A 16586-nucleotide genomic window follows, 5' to 3' on the forward strand; every position below is an offset into this window, starting at 1 on the left:
CCTTGCAGGATCATCGGACACATGGCTTTCGAGATATTTTTCATATACAGGTTTCCAGACACCATTGTCACGATAAGACGCATATGCGGTGTCCGCCACAAAACAACGCAGCAATGAATCGTTCTGCCTTCCGGATGAGGCATACAGTTCAAGTCTTGAGTTGGGAATCTCAAGTGCATGCAGAAACTGATACATCGTCATTATTACTCGCGGAACATATGTCGATTTCGATTCCATTCTGCCTTTTTTGAAAAGACCCGGCAACATTGCCGCCATATCCGCACCAAGACGTGCCTCCTCGTTTACTCCCACTTCCGACAGCAGCCCCCATCTACCGTCGGTACGGGCAGAAATCCTGCGCATCATGTCAAGAAAACGCTCACCATCGGCAGTCAGCATGCCTTCACTTTCAGCCTTATGCAAAGCATCTGAAATCTCCTTGATTTTTTTCGGAGAAGAGAGATAACGGGCTCCATGACGTGCCGTATAACTGAGATATACAGGGCGAAGCGAATCCTGCCAGGCAACAGTGGTTTCCGTTTTAGAAAAATCATATGGCATCATCGACCCGCTCCAGACATCACTTTGCCGACTGTAATCAGACGCAAGAGCCGATGACACACACATCACGGCTATTGCCGTCAATATGAACGTAATTCTCTTTTTCATCTTAGAAATTTTGTTTTGCCGATTTTTTATTAATTTTGCAGTTTGAAACAAAATTCTCCTCTTTTTATAACAGGTGCCAGTTTTTTGACACTTGATCAAAACCACTCCTATATTATAACAACATTCTAATAAAAAATTTTTTCGCATGACACTTATCGACGGAAAAAAGACGGCAGCCGAGATCAAACAGGAGATAGCAGCCGAAGTAGCGCGGATGACGGCAGACGGGAAACGTGCCCCTCATCTCGCGGCAATTCTCGTAGGTCACGACGGTGGATCTGAGACTTATGTCGCCAACAAGGTGAAAGCCTGTGGAGAATGCGGTTTCACAAGCAGTCTTATCCGTTTCGAGGAGGATGTGACAGAAGAAAGGCTTATCGAGGAAATAACCCGCCTTAACGATGATCAATCCGTAGACGGGTTCATTGTCCAGCTTCCCCTTCCCCGTCATATCGATGAGCAAAACATAATCCGAGCAATCGACCCTTCAAAAGATGTTGACGGATTCCACCCGATCAACGTAGGCAGAATGTCTATCGGTCTTCCCGGATTTGTATCCGCCACTCCGGCTGGAATCATGCAGCTCCTGAAAAGATACGGAGTGGAGACCAAAGGGAAACACGCTGTGGTGCTCGGACGAAGCAACATTGTCGGGAAACCGATGGCGACACTCCTAATGCAGAAATCCAACCCCGGAAACTGCACTGTCACCGTGTGTCATTCAGCCACACCGAACATCAAGGAAATATGTCTGAATGCCGACATAATAGTGGCTGCACTCGGACAACCGGGATTCGTCACAGCCGATATGGTCAAACCTGGTGCCACGATTATTGATGTAGGCACAACCCGCGTAGAGGATGCCTCGCGAAAAAGCGGCTGGAGACTCCGTGGAGACGTGGATTTTGAGAATGTTGCTGAAAAATGCGAGTTTATAACACCTGTGCCCGGTGGTGTGGGTCCTATGACAATATGCTCGCTGATGATCAACACTCTCCAGGCATGCAAGGACAATCCCTATAAATAATAAAAAATCCCTTACGGTTGTTATAGAGTGTAGAAAACGTCTGATAACCGACACCTGAAAACTGCAGAAATGAAAAATCTTGTGATAGTCGAGTCGCCGGCAAAAGCGAAGACAATAGAAAAATTTTTAGGCAAAGACTTCAAGGTGATGTCAAGCTACGGCCACATCCGCGATCTCAAGAAAAAGGGTATGAGCGTGGAGGTCGACTCGGATTTCTCTCCACTTTATGAGATTCCGGCAGAGAAAAAAGAGCTTGTAAAGCAATTGAAAGCAGCTGCAAAAGATGCAGATACCGTATGGCTCGCTTCCGATGAAGACCGGGAGGGAGAGGCAATCGCATGGCATCTTTATGAAGTGCTCGGTCTGAAACCCGACAACACCCGGCGCATCGTATTTCACGAAATTACTAAACCGGCTATCATACACGCCATCGAGAATCCGAGAACAATAGATATCGACAGGGTGAATGCGCAACAGGCGCGCAGGGTGCTCGACAGGATTGTCGGTTTTGAACTGAGTCCGATTCTCTGGAAAAAAATCAAACCGGCGCTGTCGGCGGGACGCGTGCAGAGTGTAGCGGTAAGACTCATCTGCGAACGTGAAAAAGAAGTGGAGGCGTTCAATCCCGAACCTTTCTTCAGAATCAACGCCCAGTTTTCAGGAAACTCGGGTGAACCGTTCAAGGCGGAGCTGAAGCGTCGTATGGCAACCGAAGATGAGGCACGTGTTTTTCTCGAACACTGCGCGTCAGCCTCTTTCTCTGTCGCGGACTTGAGCGTAAAACCGGTAAAACGCGCTCCGGCACCACCATTTACAACCTCCACCCTGCAGCAGGAAGCCGGGAAAAGACTCGGATTTTCCGTAAACACTACGATGCGTATCGCCCAGAAACTATATGAAGACGGACGCATCACATACATGCGTACAGACTCTACAAACCTGTCGGAGCTGGCAATCAAGGACATATCTTCGGCAATAACAAAGGAATACGGTTCTGACTTCGTAAAGGTGCGCCATTACCACACCAGTTCCAAAGGCGCACAGGAAGCGCATGAGGCAATCAGACCCACATATGTCTCAAACACATCAATTCCGGGAACATCGCAGGAGCAGAGACTTTACGAACTTATCTGGAAACGAGCGGTCGCCTCACAGATGAGCGATGCACTTCTTGAGAAAACAAATGTGGAAATCGCTGTCAGCGGTTCAGCGGATGGTTTCAAGGCGGAAGGCGAGGTTGTGAAGTTTGAGGGTTTCATGAAAGCCTGGCGCATTGATGCTGAATCGGCTTCGTTTACACGCCTGCCGGCTCTTTCGGAAGGTGAAGTCCTGAAGGCGGGTGAGATTACCGCCACCCAACGGTTCACACTACCTCCGGCACGATTCACCGAGGCTACACTGGTCAAAAAGATGGAAGACCTCGGAATAGGTCGTCCATCCACGTATGCACCTACAATCTCCACAATACAGAGCCGGGACTATATCCGTCACGGAGAGAAGGAAGGTGTGCCGAGACCTTACGATGTGCTCTCTCTGTCAGAAGGTTCCATAAAAAAAGAGACTTTATCGGAAAATACAGGCAGCGAAAAAGGGAAGCTTGTGCCGACGGATGTCGGAATGGTTGTCAATGAGTTTCTGACAAGCTATTTCCCTGATATTCTTGACTACAACTTCACAGCACGCGTGGAGGAAAAATTCGATGAAATTGCGGAAGGAAAACTGGGCTGGAAAAACGAGATGGCGGATTTCTACACTACATTCCACCCCTCGATCGAGAAAGTAAATTCGATGAGACTCGAACACAAGGTAGGTGAACGCGTACTCGGCACCGACCCGGCAACCGGCAAACAGGTATCAGTCAAAATCGGACGCTTCGGACCTGTGGTGCAGATCGGCGATGCCTCTGACGACGAAAAACCTCAGTTTGCAAGCCTTCTTGAAGGTCAAAGCATTCAGGATATTACACTCGAAGAAGCATTGAGACTTTTTGAGCTGCCACGCAAGGTTGGCACATTCGAAGGGAAGGAGATAACAGCCGCAATCGGTCGCTTCGGACCATACATCCACTACGAGAAAATGTTTGTGTCCATTCCCAAAGATCTTGCGCCGCAGACTATAACCATTGAGGAAGCCGTGGCTTTGATTCAGGCTAAAAAAGAAGAGGAGGCAAACAGGCTTATAAAGGATTTTCCGGAAATGCCCGGACTGGAGGTGCTGAACGGCAGATTCGGACCATACATCGCATATAAGAAAGAAGGTGCCAGAAAAGCGGTGAACTATAAGATCCCGAAAGGTATCGAACCCGCATCTCTGTCGCTTGAGGAGGTGAAAGAGATTATGGAGAAACAGGACGCGGCTCCGGCAAAGAAACCTCGCGCACGCAAGAAATAAGATGTGCCGTCCCCGTTCCTCCATTCCAATCGTCAGAGGAAGTCCGATAAGATATATCTAAACCTAAGTAACAGCGGATTTGTTAATTATATTGACAAATCCGCTGTTACTATGTCTGAATGCAAAAACACACATCCTGAAAAAAACAAAAGGCGTTTCCGTGACCGGCCGGTTCTCACCCGTGCGGCAATCACACTTGCCTGGATAGCGGGAACTGTCGTTTTTCTCGCAGGCATCGCCCTGACTGCCGTCACAATATGGCTTACGCCCGAAAGGCTGACCGGAATTATCAATACAGAAGCAAGCAAACGCATTGACGCCGACATCACAGCACATAACGTCCGCTATACCCTGTGGTCTTCTTTTCCACGACTTTGCATAGACATTGATTCTATAAAGATTGTAAGCCGCACTCTCTACGGCATACCATCGGAATTGCGTTCGGACATCCCGCGGAATGCAGACTTTCTTGCCTCGACAGGGAAACTGCACGGAGGCATAAACATTCTGAGACTGTTGAAAAAAGACATATCGGTAAGCGACATTTTGATTGACTCTTTGAGATTGAATCTTGTCACAGTATCTGATTCCTTATCAAATTTCGACATCTTCCGCCGCTTTGACAATTCCGGGGAGATACCCTACTTTTCAGCAGACAGCGCAAAACTGACATCACCCGCAAAAATAACAATATACAATCATCCGTCGAAGTCGCGGATAGTCACACAGTTGTCGCAGTCATCAGCAGTCAGGCGGAAGACTCCGGCAGATTCATACACTCTCTCGGTCAAGGGGGATGTAATGGTATCAGACAACTTGAAAGAATTGCTTGACAAGACTCCGTTCGACTTAACCGGGCAACTTGATCTCGCATTCCATCCTTTGCGTGTGAGTCTGAAGAATTACGACATCTCTGTTGCTGGATATCAGGGAAGCGTGAATCTTGACATGCTTGCAGAAAAAAGACTTAGACTCGACAGATTCTCTGCAGCATTCAAGGGAATAGACCCCGCCGACATCCTGAGTCATGTCAGAATAATTCCCGAGTCGGGAACAGAGGCAGTCCTGAGGCTTATTCCTTCAATAGACCTTGCTGTCTCTCTGAAACATCCGTATTCATTTGATTCTCCCGGGCTTCCTGACATAAAGGCAAATGTGGAAATTCCCGAAGGCGACATAAACATTCCAGACAGAAACAACCGCACGCTGACCTTGCGGCATTCTGAAATCCGCGCCGAAATATCTACCGGTGACAACATGCGTCGACCGGCATATGCCCGGATTATGCCATTCGACATCTACGGTGAAGACTTAGACCTCTCGCTGCAGGCATTCGCCACAGACATTCTGACAGACCCCGATATTCGCATAGCCGTAAAAGGTTATGCGGAAAGCAAAAGACTGTCCATGACTTTCCCGCAGCTGAGACCATACGGAATGACCGGAAAAATTGAAAGTGACGCGATTATATCTTTCAGATTGTCTGACAAAGGACGCGACATACTGAAAAACCTTAAAATCAACGGTGACATTAACTTGAACAACTTCGGCTTGCAGGCCCGCGCATACGGACTCGAAGCATACGCATCAGACCTCGACCTGAATTTCGGAGGCGAGATGCCGGAAATAACAGCACAAACGATTCAGAACGGCATATTCGACTTTAACGCGAATGCAGATATGTTTCATCTGCATTCCAATGGATATGATCTCGACATCTCCTCAGCCGAGATGTCGGGAAAACTTAAAGAATCAGGAAAAAACTCTTTTACCGACATTTCCTCAGCAGCCCCTTTCGAAATAAAGGCTAAAGCGGCATCAGCCGCACTCTCTGGAAAACGTGACACTGTGAAAATGACAATGGGGGGGCTTGTCCTCAAAGGCTCCATAAAGGCAAAACCGGGCAAAGGCATGGCGGAGAGTTTCGGAGCCATGGTGAAAAGCGCAGATATAAATGCGAATATAGGCAGCGCTAAAATCACTGCAAAAGACTGTTCCGCCAGTATTTCGGCATCATTGATGAACAAACGTATGACCACGCCGCGCTACACAAAAGCTGCAGCGTGGACAGCCGACAGCCGAAGCCTTAAAATGGCAGGACACACCGATGAGTTCCTTTCCGTCAGATTACCGGAAAAGGCTGTCGATTTTATCCGACAATGGAAATCACATATCGGTCTCAAGATAGGAAGCGGAACTATTCTTACACCCGCATTGCCGCTACATAACGGATTCGCTGACCTTGACTTAGAGGCATCGTTCGATTCAGTAAAACTCAACAGCCTGAAATTCAATTCCCAAGACACAAGACTTTCAGCAAAAGGGGAACTGTCGAACCTGCGGCAATTCCTGACATCCGGAACTATGGCGCCTGTGAAGGGAGACATTACGGTAAACATAGACACCGTAAGGATAAACCAGCTGTGCGGGGCTTACAATCATGGACTCAGGCTAACGCATGGTCCCAAGGCATCTGTGCTGACTGTAATTCCCGATACCCTTACGCCATCCGATACTGTCGCCCTGCTTCTTCCACGGAATATTATCGCCGACATAAAAATCTCGGCAATGATGACGGAATACACAAATCTATATCTGCACAACCTTACAACCGGCATTTCACTGCGCAACGGGATACTTGACATTAGCGACCTTGGCGTAGACTCTGATTTCGGAACCTTGAACATGGATTTCAGATACGACACCTCTGATATACAGAGGCTGGCAATGAACCTTGACATGAACCTGTCGGATGTAAGGCTTGTGGAGTTTTTCCGCAATTTCCACACTCTGCTGCTGATGATGCCTCAGATGAAAAACCTCAGGGGCGATCTTTCTGCAAATGCCAAGGCAAGACTGTTTCTCTTCCCCGACATGTACCTGAACATGCCTTCATTGTGGGCAGACATATACGTGCGCGGCGACAACATGGTTCTGCATCAGGATTCGTTTATCCGTCATCTCACCAGAATGATGCTGATACACGGAACCGAAGATATCGCACTGTCGGATCTGAACATACACGCCTCGATCCACGACAATCTGATGGAAGTCTATCCTTTCGACATAGACTTCGACCGCTACAGACTATCGTTCGGCGGACTCAACAACTTCGACGGAGACATGTATTATCATCTCGGCATAGAAAATTCACCCATACCTTTCCCCTTCGGAATCAACATAAAAGGCAACTTATCTCATCCAGAGATAAGATTCGGAGGCGACTCATTCAACATCGACAAAGGAGAAGAAATAACCTCCTCGATAATGGAAGAGAAACGTCTGAATCTTATGCTTGTGCTCAAACGTCTTGCAAGGGAAATGATTGAAAAGGCTGCTGAAGCCGATTCGACACCTGCATCAAAGTATGTGTTCAGATAAGAAGTATCCACAAAGGAAATTTTATCTACAATTTGTAAATTTAACTTCAAAAATTTACAAAAAATAACTAACTTTACATCCTGTTTAACCAACACTTGCTTTTTAAGAAATGACCCCTGAGATATATCACATCCCCGCGCTTCTCGAAGATTCCATCAATGGTTTGAATATCAAGCCTGACGGAATCTACGCCGATGTGACATTCGGCGGAGGAGGCCACTCCCGCGCCATTCTTGGAAAGCTTGGCGACAACGGACATCTTTTCGGATTCGACAGAGACTCGGACGCACTGAAAAACGCTCCGGATGACCCACGATTTACATTTGTACATTCAAACTTCCGGCACATCACAAATTTCATGCGATACCATGGGGTCAGGAGCCTTGACGGCATACTCGCAGACCTCGGTGTCTCGTTCCACCATTTCGATGATGCCCGAAGAGGTTTCTCCTTCCGCTCCGATGCTCCTCTTGACATGCGCATGAACAGGAATGCGGAACTTACCGCCGCTGTCATCGCAGAGTCATATACCGCATCTCAGCTTGAAGGTCTATTCCGCGCCTACACCGACCTGAAGCGTCCGCGCGCCGTTGCAGAATCAATCATAAAAGCAAGGGCGTCAGAACCGATCGACACCACCTTCCGACTTGCCGACGCAGTGAGACCTGTTCTGAATCCTAAATCAGAGAAAAAAGAACTCGCACAGGTGTTTCAGGCTTTCAGAATAGAAGTCAACGGTGAAATGGAAGCTCTCAAAAGGTTTCTGAACGCCACGGCAAAAGTGATTTGTCCCGGAGGCAGACTTGCTGTAATAACTTACCATTCGATAGAAGACCGTATGGTAAAGAACTTCATGAAGACCGGGAATATAGAAGGGAAAGAGGAGAAAGATTTCTTCGGACGCACCTCCTCTCCATGGAAGCAGATCACCCGATCCCCGATTGTTCCTTCGGAAGAAGAAATAGAGCGCAACCCCAGGTCAAGATCCGCAAAATTACGTATCGCAGAATTGATCACACCGGAAAACAGAAACAGATAATGGCAGAAAAAAGCAAAAACAAGCAAAAAAGAGGCTGGATGAGCGAACTCCGCTACGGTCGTTCTTTATCCATCGACTTTTTCAAAGCAAACGCATGGCTTATGCTACTTTTTGTTGTTGCCATTCTCGCTCTGATCGGACTCAGATACAAGACAAAGACTAAAATGGCAGAGATAAAGCAGCTCACAGTGGAGCTGCAGCGTGCAGAAAGCCATAAACTTCAAGAGAAATCTCTCTATATGTCGCTTATCCGCGAATCAGAGATGGTGAAAATGGTTCGAGAAAAAAATCTGAACCTCGAATTTCAGGAACAACCTCCTTTCGAACTAACAGACGATGAAACAAAATAACAAAAAACATATATTGTTCCGATACGGACTTATAAGTCTGTTTTTCATATTCTTCGGCATATTGGTGATGATCATGCTCTTCAAAACCACTGTGATCGAGGCGGGGGCGTGGAATGACCGTGCCCGCAGGGAACTTTCCCGCATAGACACCATAAGGCCTGAACGAGGGAACATACTGGCAGACAACGGAAACATTCTTGCATGCAATCTGAAAGTATACGATATTAAAATTGACCTCCGCCACAACAAGGTCAAGGATCTGCGTGCCATTCCATGGGCAAAGGTGGACTCTCTGGCTGACTCGCTCGACGTGTATTATCCACGCGTCAGAAACCTTCACGTCCATCCTGACACACTCGCGAAGTATTCATGGAAGACAAGACTTCACCGCGAACTGGAGAAGGACCCCGACAAACGTCCACGTGCGCTGCGCATCGCAAGAAACAAGACACTTGAGGATTTCGAGAAAATCAAGAAATTCCCTTTCATGAAGGATTTCAAGGGCAAGGGATTCCGCAATCCTGTCTATAAGGAAGAAAAAAACATACGGATGTACCCTTACGGCAGAATGGCTTACCGCAGCATAGGACGCGTGAACGAAAACGCCGCGACTCGTCAGATTCACGGATATTCCGGACTTGAAAAAGACCTTGACAGTCTTCTCTACGGTCGTCCTGGACTCGCCAAAAAAGTTGCCCTCACCAATGGAATAACAAACTGGGTGGCAACTCCGGCTGTAAGGGGATATGACATACGGACAACAATAGACATCGACCTGCAGGACATGCTGGAAGAAGAGCTTAACAACATTTGTGCCGATGCCAACGCCGAATGGGGCACGGCGATACTGATGGAAGTCAAGACGGGGGAGATTAAAGCAATCTCGAATATCGAGCTTCTTGAAGACGGCACCTACGGAGAGGCTCTGAACCGGGCGGTTCTGCCTTTTGAACCGGGATCGGTGATGAAACCTATTTCTCTGATGATAGCCTTCGAAGACGGTCTGGTGAAACATGTGACGGATCAGGTAAGCTGCGCCCCCTTCCAGCGAACAAGCGACCCACACGGCTCCGGAATGAAAACCATGAAACAGGTTATCGAGCAGTCTTCGAATCCGGGAATCGCAAGGGTGATATTCAGGGGCTACGAGAAAGACCCTGCAAGATTCCATGACCGACTTGCCGAACTTGGATTTTTCGAACCGATACGTTCCGGCATCGCCGGTGAGTGCACACCGCGAATCCGCAAGTTGCTTCCCAAAGATTCCAAAGGCAACAACATAACCATTAAGGCGAGGCATCTTGACCTCGCACGTCAGGCATACGGCTACAATACGGAACTCCCGCCGCTCTTCACTCTGGCGGTCTACAATGCCATAGCGAACGGAGGCCGCTACGTGCGTCCGCATCTTATGAAAGGGCTGGTTGATGAAGACGGAAACGATTCCATAATCCCGATCCAGTATATACGCGACCGAATTTGTTCGGAAGAGACGGCGCGCAAGGTGCGCGAATGCATCGCGGAAGTGGTATGGGGTGAACACGGCACAGCCCGCGCCGTACGCGATGACCGCGTAAAGGTTGCAGGAAAGACCGGAACTGCCTATCCCGTCGAGAATGGTGTCTACAACACAGCCAAAAGACGTTATGCATTCGCCGGATTCTTCCCTTATGAGAATCCTCAGTACAGTTGCATCGCCCTTGTGCTCGGACCGAGCGGGACATCTGCAAACCGCACATCCGGACAGGTAGTCAAGAATATGGCGGTGAAGATGTATTCCCGCGGACGTCTCAACAATTCATCGACTTATACGGCGGAGGCAAAAGGGCACAAACCGATAGTGGTGGGATCTGAAAAATGCGATAACAACATGCTCGCCTCCTCTATCGGAGCCAAAGGCATGAAACACTATAAGACGGCAAAAGTCCATCCCGAAGGCGCGGTGCCGAACGTCAAAGGGTTCGATGCCCCTACAGCTGTCAAGATTCTTGAAGAACGGGGCATAAATGTAAGACTTTCCGGTGCAGGATACGTCGTGGCGCAGTCAATACCGGCAGGAACCGGAATCCGACCAAACCAGACTATAACACTTCATCTCAGAATATAATTACGTAAATATATGTCTATCAAACTATCTCATCTTCTCGAAGGAATAAAGACGCTCGAAGTCATAGGCGATATAGACAAAAATATCGTTGACCTCAGAAGCGATTCACGAAAGGCTGTCAAAGACGGCATGTTTGTCGCGGTGCGCGGCGTGACAACCGACGGTCATAAATACATACCGGTAGTTGCGAGCACCCATGTCGGCGCGATAGTGTGCGAACAACTGCCTTCTACCCTTGAAAAAGGAATAACATATATCCGTGTGGCTGATTCTTCCGAAGCATTGGGGCAGCTTGCTTCAAACTGGTTCGGACACCCGTCTGACAAACTGAAACTGGTCGGTGTCACTGGAACAAACGGAAAGACGACCACTGCCACCCTGCTTTACGAAATGGCTAAATTCGAAGGCTACAAGGCTGGTCTGATTTCAACTGTTTGCAATTATATCCAGGATCGTGTCGTACCTGCGACACACACCACACCTGACCCGCTGACTCTCAATGAGCTGCTTGCCGAGATGGTTGAGGAGGGATGCGACTATGCATTCATGGAGGTGTCGTCACATGCAGCACATCAGCACCGCATCGCCGGTCTGAGATTCACCGGCGCGATATTCTCCAACCTAACAAGGGACCATCTTGACTATCACGGCACCGTTGAAAACTATATGAATGCCAAGAAAATGTTCTTCGACATGCTTCCCGCAGATGCCTTCGCTCTCGTGAACATTGATGACAAATGCGGCAGATACATGGTCCAGAACACTAAGGCAAAGACATATACATATTCCCTGCGCAGCGATGCGGATTTCAAATGCCGGGTTCTCGAGACGCGCCTTGACGGAACTTTGCTATCTCTGAACGGTAAAGATGTCGAAGTGGCGTTTACCGGCAAATTCAACGCATATAATCTTACGGCAGTTTACGCCGCCTCCGTTCTCATAGGATGGAAACCGGAGGAAGTCATGATCAACATGAGCAGGCTTGTGCCTGTGTCAGGACGCTTCCAGACAATACAGTCGCCAGAAGGCGTGACTGCCATTGTGGATTATGCCCACACTCCCGATGCCCTTGTGAATGTTCTCGACACGATACGTGAGATAATCGGCGCGGGAGCGGAAATCACCACAGTTGTGGGCGCGGGAGGCAACCGTGACCATGGCAAACGCCCCATCATGGCTCACGAGGCGGCTGTCAGATCCGATCTCCTTATTCTGACTTCCGACAATCCGCGCGACGAAGAGCCGGAAGCTATAATCGAAGACATGAAAGCCGGTCTTGACAATGACGAGATGAGACGCACACTCTGCATCACCGACCGCAGGGAGGCTATACGCACGGCTATGAGAATTACCAAACCGGGAAGCGTGGTGCTTGTTGCTGGGAAAGGTCATGAGACATACCAGGAAGTGAAAGGCATCCGTAACCATTTTGATGACCGCGAAGAAATTAAAGCTACATTCTGAATATGATTTACGCATTGCTCGGACTCCTCAAAGAATGGGATTTACCAGGACATAACCTGCTCGGCTATATATCATTCCGCGCCGGAATATCCTTTGCCATGTCTCTTGTCATCGCTCTTGCGTTCGGACACAAGGTAATCGAGCGGCTGCAGCGTATGCAGGTGGGCGAGGTAGTAAGAAACCTCGGTCTCGAAGGACAGATGAAGAAAACCGGCACTCCTACCATGGGAGGAATAATCATCATAATGTCCATTCTCATTCCATGCCTGCTGTTGGGAAACCTGTCGAACATATACATGATACTGATGCTTATGGCAACAGTGTGGATGGGAGCGATCGGTTTCCTTGACGATTACCGCAAGCTTAAATATCATAATAAAGACGGACTTAAAGGGAAATATAAGGTAACGGGGCAGGTAGGTCTCGGTCTTCTCGTAGGAATCACGATGTGGCTCTCGCCAAGCATTGTGATGAGCGAGAATTTCGAGGTGCAGCGCGACGGTTCTTCTGAAACGGAAATCGTTGTCTCGACAGACCAGATAAAATCGCCTCAGACTACAATACCTTTCGTAAAAAACAACAACTTCAACNACGAATGGCTGACCTCATGGGTACCCGACAAGGAAGCGGCAAAGACCCTTGGATGGCTTACGTTCGTACTCGTGGTTGTGANTGTGGTAGCAGCTGTAAGCAACGGAGCCAACCTTACCGACGGACTCGACGGACTTTGCGCCGGAACATCGGCGATAATAGGTATCGCGTTACTTATCATGGGATATCTCGGAAGCAACGTCATTTATTCAAGCTATCTGAATATAATGTACATCCCGGGGTCCGAGGAACTGGTGGTCTACGCCGCAGCATTCATAGGCGCCCTGGTAGGATTCCTTTGGTATAATGCATTCCCGGCTCAGGTATTCATGGGCGATACTGGTAGTCTCACACTGGGAGGCATTCTTGCGGTGTTCGCTATTCTCATACGCAAGGAGCTTCTGATTCCGGTGCTCTGTCTCGTATTCTTTCTTGAGGATGTATCCGTCATGTTGCAGGTCGGTTACTTTAAATATACAAAAAAGAAATATGGCGAAGGGCGCAGGATATTCAAGATGACTCCTCTGCACCATCACTTTCAGAAACCACTTGAAGCAGGCAGCAATGTGCTTTGGAAACATCCGGTGAATCCTATTCCCGAATCCAAGATTGTGGTGAGATTCTGGATTGTCGGCATACTGCTTGCCGCTCTTACGTTCGTGACTTTGAAAATACGCTGATTAACATTATTTTTTAACTTCTTATATGAAAAAACTGGTTGTGCTCGGAGGTGGGGAAAGCGGAGTCGGAGCCGCCATTCTCGGTAAAGACAAGGGGATGGATGTATTCCTCAGTGACATGGGCGCCCTTAAAGATGAATACCGCGAGACTCTGGTCCGCGAAAATATAGAATTTGAAGAAGGAAGACATTCGGAAGAAAGAATACTTGATGCCGACATTGTTGTCAAAAGCCCTGGTATCCCTCCATATGCCCCGATGGTCAGAAAGATTACGGACAAGAACATTCCCGTTCTGTCGGAAATAGAATTCGCCGGAAGATTCACAGACGCGAAGATGGTCTGCATCACCGGATCCAACGGAAAGACCACCACTACCCTTCTGACATATCATATACTCCGGAAAGCGGGACTGAATGTAGGTCTTGCGGGGAATGTCGGCAAAAGCCTCGCTCTGCAGGTGGCACGAGATCCTCATGACGTATATGTCATAGAACTTTCAAGTTTTCAGCTTGAGAACATGTATGATTTCAAAGCGGACATCGCCGTGATGATGAATATAACTCCGGATCATCTCGACAGATATGACCATAAGATGGAGAATTACGTCAATGCCAAGTTCAGAATTCTACAGAACCAGACACATGACGACTATTTCATATATTGGCAGGATGACCCGGTCGTAAAGGAACAGATACGTCAGATTCAGATTGAAGCGATGCAGATGCCTTTCAGCGAGTTTGAGGAGGAAGGCAGCCACGCTTTCGTGAAAGACGGAGTGGTTAAATTTGTCACTCCCGGAGAAGTATGGGAGATTCCCCGCGACAAACTGTCACTGACCGGACTGCACAATCTTTACAACTCGATGGCAGCAGGACTCTCGGCTTCTCTGTTCGACATAAAGAAAGACGAGATAAGGTCTGCGCTTGAAGACTTTGAAGCAGTGGAGCACCGGCTTGAATACGTAGCTACCGTAAATGGTGTCAGATATGTCAACGATTCCAAGGCTACAAACGTGAATTCCACATGGTATGCTCTTGAAAGCATGACAACATCCACAGTCCTCATTCTCGGCGGCAAAGATAAAGGAAACGATTATTCCGAAATCGAGGAACTCGTAAAAGAGAAAGTGAAGGCTATCGTCTGTATGGGGAAAGACAACGAAAAACTTCTCGACTTCTTCAGCGGCAAAGTCCCTGTGATTCTTGACACTCATTCCTTGGAGGATGCCGTGAAGGCTTGTGCCGATCTGGCTGAAGAGGGAGACACAGTGCTTCTTTCTCCTTGCTGCGCAAGCTTCGACTTATTCTCAAGCTATGAAGACAGAGGGCATCAATTCAAAGAGTGCGTGAAAGCGATGAATCAAAAAAACTGAATTCAAGAATTGAAAAATGGCTAATCAAGATATAATTCCCGGGCTTGATATAAGAGAGACCGTCGATGGTCGTCCTTCAGCTAAAAGCCCGAACCGCAGCGCGGCGGTGCCGGCGGTCAAACGCTCCCGCCCCGACCCCTATATCTGGGGAATCTACATCATGTTCCTTCTGATAAGCGTGGTCGAACTTTTCAGCGCGTCAAGCACCGAAGTGTCTGCTTCGAACGTATACAGTCCGTTGATACGTCACAGTATCTTCCTCGCGCTCGGTCTCGGAGTTGTGCTGTGGCTGCAGAACACCCACTACATTCTGATGCGCAGATTCGCATGGATATTTGCTATTCTGTCGCTCGGTCTGCTTGTGATGTCGACTGTGGCGGGTGTGGAAATCAACGGCGCACAACGCGCGATACGCGTTGCCGGAATGACAATACAGCCGGCAGAGATCGTTAAACTTTCCGTTGTTCTCCTGCTCGCATCGATTCTTTCGAAAAACCAGACACCCGGAGGTGTGACGAACAGAGGTATCATAACTTCCGCAATCGTGGTGGTCGTTTTCGCGATATTCCTTTACAAGGATGGTCTGACCAATACCATTCTGCTTATGGGTGTCAGCATAAGCATGTTTCTCATCGGCGGCATACAATGGCAGAAATTCTGGATGACTCTTGCCATATACGGATTATGCGCAGGTTCTCTGATGATGATAAAGCACGCGAACAAGAAAATTTCCACCGATGATTTCGACAAGGTAACGATAGAAGCGACCTCCGGCAGCGGGCGGGGAACCGAAGTATCAGGCGGCAGAGAGGAGACCCGTGGCAACAGAATCTCACGATGGCTCGAAGGGGTTCATCCGGAAGATCCCATCGATGATATGAACCGACAGGTGATCTTCTCCAAATTCGCCCAGGCGAACGGAGGTCTGATGGGTCAGGGACCGGGCAATTCACGCGAGAGCGCACGTCTGCCTCTTGCATTCTCCGATTACATATATTCCATCATAGTCGAAGACACCGGATTTGTCGGTGGCTCGCTGCTGCTGATTCTGTTCCTCCTTCTTGTGGCACGTGCCGGACGCATCGCTTACAAATGCTCCCGGGCTTTCCCTGCGTTCCTTATCATGGGATGCGCCGTGATGATTGTGTTCCAGGCCCTTGTACACATGGCGATTGTAACAGGACTCTTTCCCGTGTCAGGTCAGCCGTTGCCATTCATATCCAAGGGAGGAACATCGGTACTGGTCATGTCGGCGGCAATAGGCATGATGCTTTCGGTAAGCCGTTTCGCCGTAACCACAGGAAATAAAAAAGACATACGCGCGGAACTTAAGGAATTGCCCGAAGACATGCAGGCAGCCAACTTCAGCGACTACCAGAACAAACAATAATTTCCCATTATCCATATGAAGAAAAAAATACTCATCAGCGGAGGAGGAACTGGTGGACACATCTTTCCTGCGCTTTCTATTGCAAACGCCCTGAAAAGGCGCATTGACGCAGAAATACTTTTTGT

General features: G+C 48.4%; 11 protein-coding genes and 1 pseudogene. 11 read left to right on the forward strand and 1 reads right to left on the reverse strand.

What is annotated here, in order from left to right:
- Positions 1–669: pseudogene (locus JX312_RS01995) on the reverse strand (histidine phosphatase family protein); the annotation flags it as partial.
- A 145-nt stretch (positions 670–814) separates the two neighbouring features.
- On the opposite strand from JX312_RS01995, the gene folD reads away from it, so the two are divergent.
- The 11 genes from folD to JX312_RS02050 form a co-directional block, all read left to right on the forward strand.
- On the forward strand, positions 815–1696 hold the full coding sequence (gene folD / locus JX312_RS02000; RefSeq protein ID WP_123402907.1) for a bifunctional methylenetetrahydrofolate dehydrogenase/methenyltetrahydrofolate cyclohydrolase FolD: 882 nt from the start codon (positions 815–817) through the stop codon (positions 1694–1696).
- 69 nt (positions 1697–1765) lie between these two features.
- Positions 1766–4087, forward strand: a complete 2322-nt coding sequence (gene topA, locus JX312_RS02005) for a type I DNA topoisomerase (protein ID WP_128707517.1) — start codon at positions 1766–1768, stop codon at positions 4085–4087.
- Positions 4088–4198: 111 nt separating this feature from the next.
- The gene (locus JX312_RS02010) at positions 4199–7468 is read left to right on the forward strand and encodes an AsmA-like C-terminal region-containing protein (RefSeq protein WP_172469867.1); all 3270 of its coding nucleotides are present in this window, start codon (positions 4199–4201) and stop codon (positions 7466–7468) included.
- A 109-nt stretch (positions 7469–7577) separates the two neighbouring features.
- Positions 7578–8507: a 16S rRNA (cytosine(1402)-N(4))-methyltransferase RsmH gene (rsmH, locus tag JX312_RS02015; RefSeq protein ID WP_123402913.1), complete on the forward strand. Its 930-nt coding sequence runs from the start codon at positions 7578–7580 to the stop codon at positions 8505–8507.
- A complete protein-coding gene (locus tag JX312_RS02020) occupies positions 8507–8857 on the forward strand; it encodes an FtsL-like putative cell division protein (RefSeq protein ID WP_123402915.1) in 351 nt (116 codons plus the stop codon). The genes rsmH and JX312_RS02020 overlap by 1 nt, the downstream gene beginning before the upstream one ends.
- The gene (locus JX312_RS02025) at positions 8844–10964 is read left to right on the forward strand and encodes a penicillin-binding protein (protein ID WP_204456833.1); all 2121 of its coding nucleotides are present in this window, start codon (positions 8844–8846) and stop codon (positions 10962–10964) included. Before JX312_RS02020 ends, JX312_RS02025 begins: the two co-directional genes overlap by 14 nt.
- 18 nt (positions 10965–10982) lie before the next feature.
- Positions 10983–12428, forward strand: a complete 1446-nt coding sequence (locus JX312_RS02030; protein ID WP_123403397.1) for a UDP-N-acetylmuramoyl-L-alanyl-D-glutamate--2,6-diaminopimelate ligase — start codon at positions 10983–10985, stop codon at positions 12426–12428.
- Between the two features lie 2 nt (positions 12429–12430).
- Positions 12431–13699 (forward strand): phospho-N-acetylmuramoyl-pentapeptide-transferase, encoded by a 1269-nt coding sequence (mraY, locus tag JX312_RS02035; RefSeq protein WP_204456835.1) that lies wholly within the window; start codon positions 12431–12433, stop codon positions 13697–13699.
- 25 nt (positions 13700–13724) lie between these two features.
- Positions 13725–15071, forward strand: a complete 1347-nt coding sequence (gene murD / locus JX312_RS02040) for a UDP-N-acetylmuramoyl-L-alanine--D-glutamate ligase (protein WP_204456836.1) — start codon at positions 13725–13727, stop codon at positions 15069–15071.
- Between the two features lie 16 nt (positions 15072–15087).
- The gene (locus JX312_RS02045; RefSeq protein ID WP_123402923.1) at positions 15088–16461 is read left to right on the forward strand and encodes an FtsW/RodA/SpoVE family cell cycle protein; all 1374 of its coding nucleotides are present in this window, start codon (positions 15088–15090) and stop codon (positions 16459–16461) included.
- 15 nt (positions 16462–16476) lie between these two features.
- Positions 16477–16586 (forward strand): glycosyltransferase (locus JX312_RS02050; protein WP_204456838.1); only part of this gene is annotated, 110 nt, incomplete at its 3' end.

Source organism: Barnesiella sp. CU968 (genome assembly GCF_905219685.1).
Taxonomy (GTDB): domain Bacteria; phylum Bacteroidota; class Bacteroidia; order Bacteroidales; family Muribaculaceae; genus Lepagella; species Lepagella muris_A.